Below are 15,206 nucleotides of genomic sequence, written 5' to 3' on the forward strand. Positions count from 1 at the left end.
CAGGAAAGAGACGAAAATGACCACCACCGCCACGGCTGACCAGCCGGCGACCGCGGTCGTCGGGCGCGTCGCACGCGTCAACGGTCCGGTTGTCGACATCGAGTTCCCGCACGACTCGATCCCCGACATCTACAACGCCCTCAAGACAACGATCTCCATCGGCGACGAGTCGACCGAGATCACGCTCGAGGTCGCTCAGCACCTCGGCGACGACCTGGTTCGTGCCATCGCCCTGAAGCCGACCGACGGCATCGTCCGCGGCCAGGAGGTCCGCGACACGGGCGAGGCCATCTCGGTCCCCGTCGGTGACATCACCAAGGGCAAGGTCTTCAACGTGATCGGCGAGGTCCTCAACGGCGAGCCCGGTGAGACCATCGAGGTCACGGAGCGCTGGCCCATCCACCGCAAGGCGCCGAACTTCGACCAGCTCGAGTCGAAGACCACCATGTTCGAGACCGGCATCAAGTCGATCGACCTCCTCACGCCGTACGTGCAGGGTGGAAAGATCGGTCTGTTCGGTGGCGCCGGTGTCGGCAAGACCGTCCTCATCCAGGAGATGATCCAGCGCGTCGCGCAGGACCACGGTGGTGTGTCGGTGTTCGCCGGTGTCGGTGAGCGCACGCGTGAGGGCAACGACCTCATCCACGAGATGGAGGAGGCAGGCGTCTTCGACAAGACGGCCCTCGTCTTCGGCCAGATGGACGAGCCGCCGGGGACGCGTCTGCGCGTCGCCCTCTCGGCTCTGACGATGGCGGAGTACTTCCGCGACGTGCAGAAGCAGGACGTGCTGCTCTTCATCGACAACATCTTCCGCTTCACGCAGGCCGGTTCCGAGGTGTCGACCCTTCTGGGCCGCATGCCTTCTGCCGTGGGCTACCAGCCGAACCTCGCCGACGAGATGGGCCTCCTGCAGGAGCGCATCACCTCGACGCGCGGTCACTCGATCACCTCGCTGCAGGCGATCTACGTGCCGGCCGACGACTACACCGACCCGGCTCCGGCCACGACCTTCGCGCACCTCGACGCGACGACCGAGCTCTCCCGTGAGATCGCGTCGAAGGGTCTGTACCCGGCCATCGACCCGCTGACCTCGACGTCGCGCATCATGGACCCCCGCTACCTGGGCGAGGACCACTACCGCGTCGCCACCACGGTCAAGCAGATCCTCCAGAAGAACAAGGAGCTGCAGGAGATCATCGCCATCCTCGGTGTCGACGAGCTCTCCGAGGAAGACAAGATCGTCGTGTCGCGTGCACGTCGCATCCAGCAGTTCCTCTCGCAGAACACCTACATGGCGAAGAAGTTCACGGGTGTCGAGGGTTCGACCGTGCCGCTGAAGGACACGATCGAGTCGTTCGACGCGATCACGCGCGGCGACTTCGACCACGTGGCCGAGCAGGCCTTCTTCAACGTCGGTGGCATCTCCGACGTCGAGGAGCAGTGGGCGAAGATCCAGAAGGAGAACGGCTGACCATGGCGCTCCATGTCAGCCTCGTCTCCGCAGACGCGGAGGTCTGGACGGGGGAGGCGAGCCTCGTGGTCGCCAAGACCGTCGAGGGCGAGATCGGCTTCATGTCCGGCCACGAGCCGGTGCTGGCCATCCTCGCCGAGGGCCAGGTCCGGATCACCCAGACCGACGGGACGAAGGTGCTCGCGAACGCGCAGGACGGATTCCTCTCCATGGAGGGGAACGACCTGACGATCGTGGCCGGCAACGCCGCCCTCATCTCCTGATCAGCAACAACCATCGCGTCCGCCTCGGAACCGTCCTCGGTGCCGGGGCGGACGCGTCTGTGCCCGCGGAGGCGCCATGAAGATCCTGCTCCCGCCCTCGGAGACCAAGCGTCAGGGAGGCACCGGCGCGCCGCTCGACCTGGGAGGGCTCGCCCTTCCCGAGCTGCACGAGGAGCGTCGGGCGGTTGCCGATGCCCTCGTCCGCCTTGCGAGCGACCCCGACGAGGCCCAGCGCGTCCTGAAGCTCAGCGACAAGCAGGTGGGCGAGATCGCGCACAACCGCGAACTGCTCGCCGCTCCGACCATGCCGGCCGTCGACCGCTACACCGGGGTGCTCTACGACGCGCTCGACGCGACCTCCCTGCCGGCCGCATCCCGACGCTGGCTCGCGTCGCACGTGTGGATCCATTCGGCGCCGTTCGGTCCGGTCGGCGCCCTCGACGGCATCCCCGCCTATCGACTGGCGGCCGGGACGTCGCTTCCCGGCATCCCGCCGCTGCGACGGCACTGGGCGGAGGCGACCAGCGCGGCGATCGCGAGCGAGGAGCCGGTCTTCGTGCTCGACCTGCGCAGCGAGGCGTACGTCGCGCTGGGGCCGATTCCGGCCGACGTCGACTCGGCCTACGTGCGCGTCGTGACCGAGCACGGAAAGGCTCTCAATCACTTCAACAAGAAGTCGAAGGGGATGCTCGTGCGAACCCTCGCGGAGGATCGACCGCGGATTCGCTCGCTGCGCGCGCTCCGGGCGTGGGCGGAGTCGCGAGGGGTCGTGCTCCGGGAGGGATCGGATCAGGGGACCCTGGAGCTCGTCGTCGCGGAATGACGCCCGCTGACACGTGGGGATTTCTCCCCGCGTGTGTCGTTGCCCGCGATATCGGCGCACCGATATGGTGGGTGACGCGGCGCGGCCAGCGCCCCCATCAGTCCCATTTCGGAGGGGATCATGTACGACGACTACTATTACGGGCCAGGTGCCGCAGCCGTCTTCGGCATTCTTGCGCTCGTGGGCTTCCTCATCGCGATCGTGGGTTACGTCCTCGTCGCCTTCTTCCTGATGAAGATCTTCGACAAGGCAGGCGTGCAGGGCAAGTGGCGCGCGTGGGTGCCGGTGTACAACTACATGGTCTTCGCGAAGCTCGGAGACCTCTCGCCGTGGGTCGTGCTGATCGCGATCGGCCTCTCACTCATCCCTTACCTCAACTTCCTCACGGGTATCGCACTCGCCGTGGTGCTGGCACTCGCAGCCTGGCGGATCGGCCTCAAGCTGCAGAAGGACGCCGTCTGGGTGATCCTCTGGGTGCTCCTCGGCATCGTGTGGCTCGGAATCAACGCGTTCGACAAGTCGCGCTGGAACCCGAACATCGCTCCGGCGCCGTGGGCCGGCAACGGCTTCTTCGCCGACAAGACGGTCTGGGACGGTGTCCCCACCCAGCCGAGCGCGGTCGCGGGTCCCGGCTACGGCCAGCCCCAGCAGGGTTACGGTCAGCCCCAGCAGGGTTACGGTCAGCCCCAGCAGGGTTACGGTCAGCCCCAGCAGGGCTACGCTCCGCCGGCCCAGCCCGGCTACGCTCCGCCGCAGCAGCCGGGTTACACCCCGCCCGCGCAGCCCGGCTACGCCCCTCCCGCAGCGCCGTCGAACCCCGACGTGCCGCCGGCACCGCCGTCCGCTCCGCCTGCTGCACCGCAGGTGCCGCCGGCTCCGCCGACCGCTCCGCCGGCTGCGCCCCCGGCTCCGCCGACGAATCCCACGCAGCCCCCGGCCTGATCCGACGCCGTGGTGCACGAAGAGCCTCCGACCCCGTCGGAGGCTCTTCCGCGTCCCGAGGTGGCGTGATGGTCGGCGGGAGACGATAGCGTGGAGGCATGCTCGCGTTTCAGCGCCGTGTCGGTGCTTCCGGAAGACCCCGGGGTGCGCGTGTGAGCGTAGCGGCGTCCACTACGATGTGTGAGTACCCTGGGGCGGCCCGACCCAGAGGCATTTCGGAGGCGACGAGTGGCTGAGACGACGACGAAGACGCACAGCGTCACTGTTTCGCGGCATCCCTTCGTGGTGTCGTGGGCCGGCGTCACCGATGTCGGACGCCGCCGCGAGACGAATCAGGACGCTTTCTTCGCCGAGTACCCGCTCTTCATCGTCGCCGACGGCATGGGCGGACATGCGGGCGGAGAGATCGCGAGCCAGAGCACCATCAAGCGACTCGAGGCGATGGTGACCGCTGGTCCCGTCCAGCGCGACGAGATCGAGCGCGCCTTGGAGCTCGCGGTCGGTGACATCGCCGATCACCCCGAAGCCACTGACGAAGGGACAGGGACGACGCTGACCGGTGTCTTCCTCGAGCTCGACGATGAGCAGCCGCGCTGGGTCGCGCTGAACATCGGCGACTCGCGCGTCTACCTCCTTCGTGACGACCGTCTCATCCAGGTGACGACCGACCACTCGGTCGTGCAGGAGCTCATCGCCGCGGGCAAGATCAGCCCCGAGGAGGCTGAGGGGCACCCGTACAGCAACGTCATCACGCGAGCGGTGGGCGCGAGCGAGCTGACACCGCCCGACTACGTCACGGTGGACGTCCGCGCCGGCGATCGCTTCGTGATCTGCTCGGACGGCCTCACCAAGGAACTCACCGACTATGGCATCCAGCACTTCCTGCGGGAGAACGCCGACCCCGCAGCGGCCGTCGGTGCGATGCTCGACGCGGCCCTGGAGAACGGCGGACGCGACAACGTGACGCTCGTCATCGTCCAGGTCGACGACGACTCCTCCTCCACGGAATCGGACATCTCCGAATAGTCGCTCGCCCCCTGTGGACAGTGCCGGATCGGCATGTCACAGGGTGTCGACTGGGAGCATGGACTCCTTGCCCATCTCGTTGCCCGCTTCGCCGACGGCGCCTCCCAAGCAGCCGATCCCGTTCCTCGCCGCTCTGATCCCTGTGGCGGCCGGAATCGTGCTCTGGCTCGTCACCGGATCGGTGTACTCGCTGTGCTTCGCTGCGCTGGGGCCTCTCATGATCGGCGCCTCCCTGATCGAGGGTCGACGGTCGCGACGCAAGGCCACGGCGCAGGGCGCGGCCGTCTGGGAGAACGGGTGGCACCGGGCGGAGGAGGAGCTCGCTGAACGGCATGCCGATGAGCGCACGCGTCACTGGCATCGCGAGCCCGATGTCGCGGCGGCGGTGCTTTCCCCGCCGCTCCGTACATCGACGGCTCTCGACGCGTCCACGGCGGTCGTCGTCGGCGCCGGCAAGCGACCCAGCGAGCTCCGAGCCTCGGGAGACGACGGAGAACGGGCCAGGGAGTTCCGCCGTCGATGCGCCGTGGTCGATCGTGCACCTATTTCGGTGCCGCTCGGCGCCGGGCTGGCTGTGCGTGGCGACCGGATCTGCGCGGCTGCCATGGTTCGCGCGCTCGTCGTGCAGCTCTGCCTGCGCTTCGGGACCACTCAGCTGGCCGTGGTCGGCGAGGCGGTCACGAGAGTGGGACTCGGGTCCCTTCCGCAGGCGAATTCCCCGAGGCACGGCGCCTTCCGCCTCGGCATCATCAGCGCGGAAGACCGATGTCCGGATGCGGATGCCGTGGTGTGGCTGCTCGTTGCGGACGCGCCCGTGCCCGAGGGGGTGGCGGCCGTCGTGGACCTCGCCGGGTCGGGTTTGGCATCGTTGCGCACTCCGGACGGCGTCTCGGAGGTGGCACCGGAGTACCTCTCCGTCGAGCAGGCTGCCGTGATCGGAGGCACCCTCATCATCGACGATGCACCGCGAGAGGTGATTCCCGGGGCGGTGGCGTTCGCGGACCTCGTGCAAGTCCGTGCGGCTCACGGACTTCGCGCCGCCATAGGACGCGATAGCGGACGAGATGTGGTCGTCGACATCGTCGAGGACGGTCCGCACGCCGTCGTGACGGGAACGACCGGGTCGGGCAAGAGCGAGCTCCTCGTCACCTGGGTGACGGCGATCGCGGCGCTGCACGGTCCGGAGGACGTGGTGTTCGTGCTCGCCGACTTCAAGGGAGGCACGGCCTTCGATGCGCTGCGCACGCTGCCCCAGGTCGTCGCAGTCATCACCGACCTGAACGGAGCAGAAGCCGTCCGCGGCGTCACCAGTCTCACCGCAGAACTCCGTCGTCGCGAGGCTGTGCTCGCTCGCGCCGGAGCCCGAGACGTACGCGACGTGCAGATGCCGCGTCTCGTCATCGTGATCGACGAGTTCGCGGCTCTGCTGCAGGAGCACCCCGAGCTCGCCGCCGTCTTCACCGACATCGCTGCCCGGGGTCGTGCCCTCGGTATGCACCTCATCCTGGGCACGCAGCGCGCCACGGGGGTGGTCCGCGACGCGCTGGCGGCCAACTGCCCCCTGCGCGTGAGCCTGCGCGTCGGCGAGGCGTCGGACAGCCGCGCCGTGATCGGGACCGACGACGCGGCCCGCATCACCGGAGGGCTCGAGTCGCGCGGACTCGCGTTCGTGCGACGGCCGAGCGACGACGCACCGAGCGCTCTGCGCGTCGCGCTGACGTCGAGCGGCGACGTCGCGCACGTGGCGCGCGCGTGGCCGAAGGCGTCCCGTCCCGCCAGCCCCTGGCTCCCCGCGCTTCCGGCGATGATCCCTCTGGCCGAGCTCGACGCGGATGCACCGGCGGGTGCGATCGTCCTGGGCCGTGCAGATGATCCCGCTAGGCAGCGCCAGCCCCTCGAGCTGCTTCGTCCCGGGGAGGAGCGGGGGATAGCCGTGATCGGGCAGAGCGGCTCAGGGCGGACGACCGCGTTGCGCATGCTCGCCGCGCAACGAGACGACGCGTTCCGGATACCCGCCGATCCCGAGTCGGCGTGGGACGTCGTGGTCGGCCTCGTCGAACATCCGTCTCCGCGTCCGTCGTTGATCCTCTGCGACGACATCGACGCGCTGCTCGGCGCACTACCGGCCGAGTACGCGGCTGCATTCGTCCAGGCATGGGAGCGCCTGCTCCGCGGTGAGGCTGCGGCGACGGTCGTGATGAGTGCCTCACGATGGGGAGGCCCGGCGACCCGTCTCCTCGAGCTGCTGCCGCGCCGCGCGGTGCTCCAGTTGCCGAGTCGCGCCGAGCATGTGGCGGCGGGTGGCGATCCGTCGACATTCGCCCGCGATGCTCCGCCGGGGCGCGCGCATATCGACGGTCGCGAGGTGCAGCTCGCCTGGACTCCCGAACAGGCCCTCCCGGCGCCGTCACGACGGGCCGCTCGGGGCGCGCGCGCCTGGTCGCCGTCCCGGTCACTGACCGCGATCGTGACCGGCGGCGCGGCGTCGGTGGTCGACGCCCTCCGGCGGGCGCATCCCGACTGGACGGTCACGAGAGCCGACGACGGTCCTCTCACCACGACGCCGCGGGGCGAGTCCGTGCCAACGATCCTGGTCGACGAACCGGAGGTCTGGCAGCGCCACCGGATGCTCTGGCAACGGCTGCGCGAGGAGGGGGAAGTGCTCGTGCGGGCGGAGAACACGCCCGAGCTGCGTCATCTCGTCGGTGTGCGTGACCTGCCGCCCTACGCTCGGCTTCACGCCGGGCGGGTGTGGTCGGTCATCGGGGCGGAGCAACCGAGGCGGTTCGTTCTCGACGGTCTCGTCTCGTGACAGCGCTACGGGTGGACATGACCGGAGCGCTGGGGCCGGCTCTGCTGTCAGAGTCGGGCGGACACGCGGATCGCCCCGACTTCGACGCCTCCACCGAGGACGCTCAACGACAGTGCGGCGGTGAGTCTGGTCAGATCGTCGTCCGTCAGGGCCCCGGCGCGCTGCAGCAGGGTAGCCGCCACGAGCGTCGACGCGCGTGCCGAGCCGTCGAGCATCTTCAGAGCCACGGTGGTGTTGTCCGGCGCGACCATGACCATGACGCCTTCCGCGCCGCCCTTCGTGAAGACGCCGAGCGTCTCGATCGCGATCGTGTCGGGTCGTCCCGGGCCCTCGATCGTCCAGGGGTGCTCGCGCACCGCACGCACGAGCGAACCGGCGACGCGGTGCAGAGCGAAAGGCGAGCGGTCAGAAGCGCTGCCGATGCGGTGAATGGCGCGGGCCAGGCCCGTGAGCGTGAGCGCGTGCACGGGGGCACCGCATCCGTCGATGGAGGTGTGCGCGATCTTCTCGCCCGTGAGACGTTCGACCACCTCACGGATGTGCATCTGCAGCGGGTGCGACGGGTCGAGGTAGCCCTTCGTGGGCCACCCCGTGGCGACGCAGGCACGCAGCATGGCCGCGTGCTTGCCCGAACAGTTCATGCGGATGCGCGCCTGCTGGTCGTGCTCGCGCACCATCGCGTCACGCGTGGCCGTGTCCGTCGGCCAGGCGACGGGGCACTCCAGGTCGTCCTCGGTGAGCCCGCCCTCGGTGAGGATGTCGCGCACCACTGCCGCGTGCCGGTCTGTGCCGACGTGGCTCGCCGTCGACAGTGCGAGCTGCTCGCCCTCGAGGATGGCGCCCGCCGTGATGCACGCGACGGCCTGCAGCGGCTTGAGGCTCGATCGGGGGAGGATCAGCGCGTCTGCGTCGCCGTACCGGGCGATGGCCTCGCCGTCGGGGGAGAGCACGACCGCGGCGCCCGCATGGCGGGACTCGACGAATCCGCTGCGCTCGACGACGGCTAGTTCCACGGAATCCTGAACGGTGAGAGTCTCGGGCACCACTCAAGGATATCGTCGCCGCATCGCGCTCCGATCGCCGGTCGGAGCGCGATGTCGGACCCTGCTGGCAGACTGAGGCCATGGCAGATCGATCCGTGGCTCTCGGCGAGCACCGCTACGCCCTCACCTCCACGTGGACCGGGAACACCGGAACCGGCACCAGCGGATACCGCGACTACCGACGCGACGTCACCCTCGAGGTCGAGGGCAAGCCCGACATCCTCGCCTCATCGGACAAGCCGTTCCGCGGCGACACCTCGCGATGGAACCCGGAGGACCTCCTGCTCGCCTCTCTGTCCGAGTGCCATCTGCTGTCCTATCTGCACGCGTGCGTCACCGCGGGAGTCGTCGTGGTGTCGTATCGCGATACGGCATCGGGCCTCATGCGGGAGAACGGCGCGGGAGGCGGTGCATTCGTCGAGGTGATGCTGCGCCCCGAAGTCGTCGTGGCCGATGCGTCGATGATCGAGGCAGCTGAGCGGGCGCACGCTCAGGCCAACGAGTGGTGCTTCATCGCGAACTCGATGAACTTCCCCGTCCGGCACGAGGCCACGGTCACTGCGCAGGCGTGATGACGCCGGCGCGTCCTGACGAATCCGGAGAGCGTCAGCGGCGCTCGTGGGGGAGGACCTGCTTGATCTTCTCGATCGTGTTCTGCGCCGGGGCCTCGTTGTAGGCACCGGCGAGCTCCTGACCGGAGAGCGCGTGGATCGCGGCCATGATCTCGTCGGTCGCGAGGCGACGAGCGCGACCGCTCGAGGCAGGGCCGTGCGGCGAGAGGTCGAGCGGGGCGCCGAAGCGCACGGTGATCCGCTCCTTGACCGTGGGGAGCTTGGCGCCGACGGGCATGACCTTGTCCGTGCCGATCAACCCGACGGGGACGACCGGAGCACCGGTCTGCAGGGCGAGGAACGCGACGCCCGTCCGTCCCTTATAGAGGCGACCGTCCGTCGAGCGGGTGCCCTCGGGGTACAGGGCGACGGCGAGGCCGTCGTCGAGCAGTTGGCGCTGCAGATCGAGGGCATCGAGAGCAGCCTGTCCAGCGCCGCGGCGGACGGGGATCGCGCCGATCGACTCGAAGAAGGTCTTGCCGAGCCAGCCCTTCAGGCCCGTTCCCTCGAAGTAGCTGGATTTCGCGAGGAAGTGCACCGGGCGAGGCGCGGCGACGGGGATCGCGATGGAGTCGATGAACGACAGATGGTTGCTCGCGAAGATGACGGCACCCGTGCGCGGCACGTTCTCGCGGCCCTCGATGCGAGGACGGTAGACGACCCGGGCGAGCGGACTGATCAGGCTGCGGCCGAGAGCGTAAGTGAAACCTGCGTGGCGGGGTTGCTCCGACTCCGCTGGCGAGGAATCGGGCTCGACGGACTGCTCTGACGTCATCAGAGCAGGTTACCTCCGGATTCATGCCTTGCCGGGAATGAAGCTCCAGGCGCGCGCCTCCCAGCGCGGACAAAGGGCCATGGGGCATGATGAGGTGTCCCGCCCGCGATCTCGAGGTCTCACTGTGCGCAAGCGTCCGCTCATCGTCCTGTCCACCGTCGCCGCGGCGACCCTGCTTCTGGCAGGCTGCGCCGGCAACGCGGAACCCGACTCCACCGCCGACCCGACGTCCGCGCCCGACAGCTCGTGTCTCGCGGACCTCGCCTCGGGCGCCGGTTCGGACGCGGTCACGGTCGAGGGATCCGGCGCCGATGCGAAGGTCACCGTGCCCTCCGGCACCGAGTTCACCGAGGCTCAGCGCACCGTGATCTCCGAGGGAGACGGCGACGAGGTGCACCCGGGCGATCTCGTGTCGCTGCGCTACCAGCTCGTCGACGCCACGACCAACGAGGTGCTGAGCACCTCCGAGCGCGGCCCCGACGGCGTGCTCGGCGCTCTTCTCGCCGTGCAGCAGCCCCAGCAGATGGTCGACCCCACGCAGTCGACGGTCTTCACGGTCGCAGCGGAGTGCCTGCCGGTCGGGTCGAGCGTCGTGTTGACCCTCCCCGCAGCCCAGGAGGGCGCCAACGCGAGCGTGCTGTACGTCGAGACCATCGACGAGCTGCCGACGGTTGCCTCCGGCGCCGACCAGGAGCCCACCGACGGCTTCCCGACGGTCGAACTCGACGACGCCGGCGCTCCGACCATCACGATCCCCGACGGTGACGCGCCGACCGAGACCGAGGTCGCCGTGCTCAAGAAGGGCGACGGCGCGACCGTCGGCGAGGGCGACCTCGTCACCGTGCAGTACCGCGGAGTGAAGTGGTCGGACGGCAGCGAGTTCGACTCGAGCTGGAGCCGCGACGCGGAGCCTGCCCAGTTCCCGACGACCGGAGTCGTGACGGGCTTCAAGATGGCTCTCGAGGGCCAGACGGTCGGTTCCCAGGTCGTCGTGGCGATGCCCCCGAAGGACGGCTACGGCGCGTCCGAGGGCAACGCTCTGCAGAACGAGACGCTCGTCTTCGTCGTCGACATCCTCGCGACCACCCCGCTCGAGCAGGCTCCGTAACCCCGGGGCGGGCCGAGGCGGTGCCATAGGCTGGCTCCATGCGTCGCATCATCGTCCTCGGCTCCACCGGTTCCATCGGCACGCAGGCGCTCGACGTCATCCGGGCCAACCCCCGACGCTTCGAGCTCGTCGGTCTGGCCGCAGGCTCGAACGCGGAGTTGATGGCGGAGCAGGCGGCGAGCTTCCAGGTCGAAGACACTGCTCTCGGGGCGGCCGAAGCGGAGCAGCTCGTACGCGATGTCGACGCCGACGTGGTCCTCAACGCGATCACGGGCTCGATCGGGCTCGGATCGACTCTCGCGGCGCTTGAAGCCGGGCGCACGTTGGCGCTCGCGAACAAGGAGTCGCTGATCGTGGGTGGAGAGCTCGTGCTCGCCGCCGCCGAGCGCGACCAGATCGTCCCGGTCGACTCCGAGCACTCCGCGATCGCGCAGGCTCTCCGCAGCGGTACGCACGACGAGGTCCGACGGCTCGTCGTCACGGCATCCGGAGGCCCGTTCCGCGGCCGCTCTCGCGCGGAGATGACGGAGGTCACCCCGCAGGAAGCTCTCGCCCATCCCACGTGGGACATGGGCCGCATGGTGACGACGAACTCCGCCACGCTCGTGAACAAGGGTCTCGAGGTCATCGAGGCGCACCTGCTCTTCGACATCGCCTACGACGACATCGAGGTCGTCGTGCACCCGCAGTCGATCGTGCACTCCATGGTGGAGTTCGTCGACGGATCGACCATCGCCCAGGCGTCGCCGCCCGACATGCGGCTGCCGATCTCGCTCGGTCTCGACTGGCCGAACCGCGTCGGGGGCGTCGGCCGCCCGCTCGACTGGACGAAGGCAGCGTCGTGGACCTTCGAGCCGCTCGACGACGAAGCGTTCCCCTCGGTCGATCTCGCGAAGGCCGTCGGCCGCGCGGGCGCGACGTTCCCCGCCGTCTATAACGCGGCGAACGAGCAGGCCGTGACGGCGTTCCACGAGGGCCGTCTGACGTTCCTCGGCATCGTCGACACGATCTCGCGCGTCGTCGACGCCCACGAGCCCCCGTCGTCGCTCACGGTCGAGACGCTTGCCGAGGCGGAATCGTGGGCGCGCCGTACGGCCGACGCGCTGATCGCACGCGTCTGACCGTTCGGCGTCCAGACGAGGTCAGCCCTCGGCGGGGTACGGCACCGGCCACGCAGAATCCGGCACCGGCCAGCCGGCGGCCTTGAGGGCACGTCGCGCGAGTTCGCGGGCGGAGTACGGAGTGCGGACGCCGCGGATGTCACGGTAGTCCTGATGTCCCGGTCCTGCCCAGAGGATCGCGTCGCCCTCGCCGACCATCGCCACAGCCGCCTCGATGGCGCGCTCGGGCGGCGAGTACTCATGGATCTCCGCTTCGGGTCGCGCGGCCCGCGCGCCCGCGACGAGGGTGGCCCTGATCGAGTCGGGGTCCTCGAAGCGGGGGTGGTGATCGGTCACGACGAGGATGTCGCTGCCTTCGACGGCGGTACGGGCCATGTCGTAGCGCTTGCTCGCGTCCCGGTCGCCGTCGGCGCCGAAAAGCATCAGCACCTTACCCGGAGTGACACGACGCACGGCGGCGAGCGTCTTCTCGAACGCGTCGGGCGAGTGTCCGAAGTCGACGAACACGGCCGGACCCCGGTCGCCGGAGACGAGCTGGGTGCGTCCGGGAAGATGGGCCCGGATGCCGCCGTCGCGATCGAGAGCGGCGACGATGCGGTCCCAGGCGTACCCGCCCTCGAGCAGCATCGCGATCGCCAGGGCGGCGTTCGCCGCCATGTGCGGACCGATGACCGGCACCGTCGTCGTGAGGGTGCCCGCAGGGCCCGTCATCGTGAACGTCGTGCCGGAGGCGCGCTCATCGTCGACGGAGACGACCCAGTCGGCGCCCGATGACGACTCCGGGTCGGCGGCGATCGCCGGGGTTCCGACGGTGACGACGGGGATCTCCGCACGCTCGACGACCGTGGCTCCCGACGGGGAGTCGATGCAGACCACGCCGCGCACGGCGCGGTCGGGACGGAAGAGGGGCAGCTTCGCCTCGAAGTACTCCTCCATGTCTGCGTAGTCGTCGAGGTGGTCGTGGCTGAGGTTGGTGAACCCGGCGACGTCGAAGCGGATGCCGTCGACGCGGTGCCGTGAGAGGGCCTGCGCGCTGACCTCGACGGCGACGCCCTCCACATGCCGCTCGCGCATGAGCGCCAGGAGGGCGTGCATCTCGGATGCCTCCGGGGTCGTGAGGCGCGACACGATGACCTCGCCGGCGATGTGCCGCTCGGCGGTCGACGACAGACCCGTGACGACGCCGAGCTGGTCGAGGATGCCCTCCAGCAGGTGCGAGACGCTGGTCTTCCCGTTGGTTCCCGTGGTGCCGAACAGGAGGGGCAGCGGGTCGCCGGCACCGGTGCCGTAGACCCAGGCGCTGAGATCGCCGAGGATGCCGCGCGGGTCCGACACCACGAGCACCGGGAGCCCGGCGGATGCCGAGATCTCGGCGCCGACCGCGTCGGTGATGATCGCTACGGCGCCCTTCGCAGCGGCGGTCTCGGCGAACTCGGCGCCGTGACGGTTCACGCCTCGGATGGCGACGAAGGCTTCGCCGGGCCGCAGATCGGCGGTGGCCAGAGTGATCCCGGTCAGGGTCACACCGGTGGGGTCTCCGTGCACCGCCTCGGCGAAACGGGAGGCGAGTTCGGACAGCTCGCGCCGGGGCGGGGTCGCGGGGCGGAGCACGGGAGGCAGGCTCGGTTGTTGTTCAATCGACATGTCGCGTCCATGATCTCACGGCTCACCCGCCGACCCCGCGTGCGGCGCGGTGGGTGGACGCCCCGATGCGCCCCCTCGTGGATGCTCCGGAGGGGACGCACCGGACGGATCCGGCCCGGTGGCGGGTCAGGCCCTGCGGCGGTACGCCAGCACCGACACGACCAGTGCGGCGAGCCCGGCTACGAGCCCGGCCGACCCGAGGATGATGCCCGTCGGATCGGATGCCGCGGCGTCTCCGGCGTCGGCATCCGGCGCAGCATCGTCTTCGCCGGCCGCCGTGCCATGCCCGGCGTGCTCGCCGCTCGCGGCGCCCACGTGCACGACCGGCGCCGGTGCGTCGAGGCTGTGCGGATCCTCGCCGTCCTCGGCGAGCTGCGTCCACTCCGTGCTCCCGGTCTCGCAGGTCTGCACGACCGGGAAGGCGAGGGTCTCGGGGCTGTCCTCGTCGAGGCCGATCCCCATGCTCACAGCTCCGCGGAGCCCGTTGGGCACCGGCGTCACCGCGGTGTACGTGACGGCGCTCACGAGGCCGTCGTCCCCGCGTTCGACGTCGATGGTCCAGTCGCTGTCAGCGGTCGGAGCGACCGAGGCGAGGCCGTCGGGCATCGTGATGCGCAGCGACGTGGTCGGCGACTCCTCGCACCCGTGAGAGAACGCGAAGGTGAGCACGCCGTGGTCCCCCGCGGCGAGCTCGTCAGGGCTGACGGTGACGTGAGCGCTGGCCATGACAGGCACGGCGATCGCGAGGACGGCTCCGGCGGCGACACCGACCGCGAGGGTGCGGCGCGGAACGCGGGGACGGGTGATGGACGAGGAAGGCGTGAGGGAAGAACGCATGCTGATACTCCTGATTGCTCGGATGCGGGGCGCGACGGATGCGCGCCGACCCGCGGAAGAAGGCGCCTCGGCGAGAGCGAGACGAAGGGAGGTGGAGATCAGGCGTTCAGCGGTGGGCCGCGGCGGGAGAGGGGTCGCAGTACCGCATCGGTGGCGGCGAACGGCCGGACCACGATCGGACGCGCGGGTGCGCGGTGCGCTGCAGGGGCAGACACCACAGCGAGCCGCAGGCGAGCGAGCACCCAGGTCGCCACACGGCGCACGACGGATTCGCCGCGCCAGAGCAGCGCGGTGGTGAGCACCGCGGCGAGGACGTGCGCGGCGACCATCAGGGCATCGGGCGCGCTGACCGCCGCGACGGGACCCAATGACGCGAGATCGAGGTGATGCGCGTGCCCGAGCACGGCGGCGTCGGCGGTCGGCGCACCGAGCGCCTGGAAGACCGAGTGGAACACCGCCTGGCTCACGAGGACGGTCGCCGTGAGCCGTGTCAGCGACGGACGGATGCCCACCAGCAATGCGGCCGGGGGCATCAGCAGGGCGGCGACGGCGAGGATCAGCAGCGGATGCGGTGCCGCGCCGCCGGCCACGGTGTGCGAGACGGCCGCCAGGAGCGTCGCGACCGAGGTCGCGGAGGCAGCGCGCAGGAGTCGCAGCTGCCGGGTGGTCACGGAACAACCCTAGCCGGATACCGCGCCTTCGCTGTCGGCACGGTCGGAAGGTATGTGGG

Annotated in this window: 14 protein-coding genes; 9 read left to right on the forward strand and 5 right to left on the reverse strand. The window is 69.8% G+C overall.

The genetic code is table 11. The features are described from left to right. Positions 1 to 16: 16 nt before the first annotated feature. The 6 genes from atpD (at position 17) to RAC81_RS00980 (ending at position 7,337) form a co-directional block, all read left to right on the forward strand. A complete protein-coding gene (gene atpD, locus RAC81_RS00955; protein WP_096714665.1) occupies positions 17 to 1,471 on the forward strand; it encodes a F0F1 ATP synthase subunit beta in 1,455 nt (484 codons plus the stop codon). Positions 1,472 to 1,473: 2 nt separating this feature from the next. Further along, complete coding sequence (locus RAC81_RS00960) at positions 1,474 to 1,734, forward strand: F0F1 ATP synthase subunit epsilon (RefSeq protein WP_375080570.1); 261 nt, start codon at positions 1,474 to 1,476, stop codon at positions 1,732 to 1,734. 76 nt (positions 1,735 to 1,810) lie between these two features. Next, a complete protein-coding gene (locus RAC81_RS00965) occupies positions 1,811 to 2,557 on the forward strand; it encodes a YaaA family protein (protein ID WP_375080571.1) in 747 nt (248 codons plus the stop codon). Between the two features lie 120 nt (positions 2,558 to 2,677). Beyond that, the gene (locus tag RAC81_RS00970; protein ID WP_375080573.1) at positions 2,678 to 3,499 is read left to right on the forward strand and encodes a large exoprotein; all 822 of its coding nucleotides are present in this window, start codon (positions 2,678 to 2,680) and stop codon (positions 3,497 to 3,499) included. A gap of 228 nt (positions 3,500 to 3,727) precedes the next feature. After that, positions 3,728 to 4,525: a PP2C family protein-serine/threonine phosphatase gene (locus RAC81_RS00975; protein ID WP_375080575.1), complete on the forward strand. Its 798-nt coding sequence runs from the start codon at positions 3,728 to 3,730 to the stop codon at positions 4,523 to 4,525. Positions 4,526 to 4,583: 58 nt separating this feature from the next. Further along, positions 4,584 to 7,337, forward strand: a complete 2,754-nt coding sequence (locus RAC81_RS00980) for an FtsK/SpoIIIE domain-containing protein (protein ID WP_375080576.1) — start codon at positions 4,584 to 4,586, stop codon at positions 7,335 to 7,337. Positions 7,338 to 7,384: 47 nt separating this feature from the next. Here RAC81_RS00980 and RAC81_RS00985 read toward each other — a convergent pair whose 3' ends face one another. Next, a complete protein-coding gene (locus RAC81_RS00985; protein ID WP_375080577.1) occupies positions 7,385 to 8,380 on the reverse strand; it encodes an asparaginase in 996 nt (331 codons plus the stop codon). 80 nt (positions 8,381 to 8,460) lie between these two features. Between RAC81_RS00985 and RAC81_RS00990 the strand changes: the two genes are divergently transcribed. After that, positions 8,461 to 8,952, forward strand: coding sequence for an OsmC family protein (locus RAC81_RS00990; RefSeq protein WP_375080578.1), 492 nt, complete (start codon positions 8,461 to 8,463; stop codon positions 8,950 to 8,952). A gap of 34 nt (positions 8,953 to 8,986) precedes the next feature. Here RAC81_RS00990 and RAC81_RS00995 read toward each other — a convergent pair whose 3' ends face one another. Further along, entirely contained in the window at positions 8,987 to 9,766 is a 780-nt protein-coding gene (locus RAC81_RS00995) for a lysophospholipid acyltransferase family protein (protein ID WP_375080579.1), read from the reverse strand. A gap of 124 nt (positions 9,767 to 9,890) precedes the next feature. On the opposite strand from RAC81_RS00995, the gene RAC81_RS01000 reads away from it, so the two are divergent. Continuing rightward, the gene (locus RAC81_RS01000) at positions 9,891 to 10,874 is read left to right on the forward strand and encodes an FKBP-type peptidyl-prolyl cis-trans isomerase (protein ID WP_375080580.1); all 984 of its coding nucleotides are present in this window, start codon (positions 9,891 to 9,893) and stop codon (positions 10,872 to 10,874) included. A gap of 38 nt (positions 10,875 to 10,912) precedes the next feature. After that, positions 10,913 to 11,995, forward strand: a complete 1,083-nt coding sequence (gene dxr / locus RAC81_RS01005) for a 1-deoxy-D-xylulose-5-phosphate reductoisomerase (protein WP_375080582.1) — start codon at positions 10,913 to 10,915, stop codon at positions 11,993 to 11,995. A gap of 21 nt (positions 11,996 to 12,016) precedes the next feature. Here the strand turns inward: dxr and RAC81_RS01010 are convergent, their stop codons facing one another. The 3 genes from RAC81_RS01010 to RAC81_RS01020 form a co-directional block, all read right to left on the reverse strand. Further along, on the reverse strand, positions 12,017 to 13,639 hold the full coding sequence (locus tag RAC81_RS01010) for a Mur ligase family protein (RefSeq protein WP_375080583.1): 1,623 nt from the start codon (positions 13,637 to 13,639) through the stop codon (positions 12,017 to 12,019). Between the two features lie 126 nt (positions 13,640 to 13,765). Next, a complete protein-coding gene (locus RAC81_RS01015) occupies positions 13,766 to 14,476 on the reverse strand; it encodes a YcnI family protein (RefSeq protein WP_375080584.1) in 711 nt (236 codons plus the stop codon). A gap of 98 nt (positions 14,477 to 14,574) precedes the next feature. Then, on the reverse strand, positions 14,575 to 15,147 hold the full coding sequence (locus RAC81_RS01020) for a hypothetical protein (protein ID WP_375080585.1): 573 nt from the start codon (positions 15,145 to 15,147) through the stop codon (positions 14,575 to 14,577). Between the last annotated feature and the right edge of the window lie 59 nt (positions 15,148 to 15,206).

This window comes from Microbacterium sp. CR_7, assembly GCF_041954755.1.
Classification (GTDB): domain Bacteria; phylum Actinomycetota; class Actinomycetes; order Actinomycetales; family Microbacteriaceae; genus Microbacterium.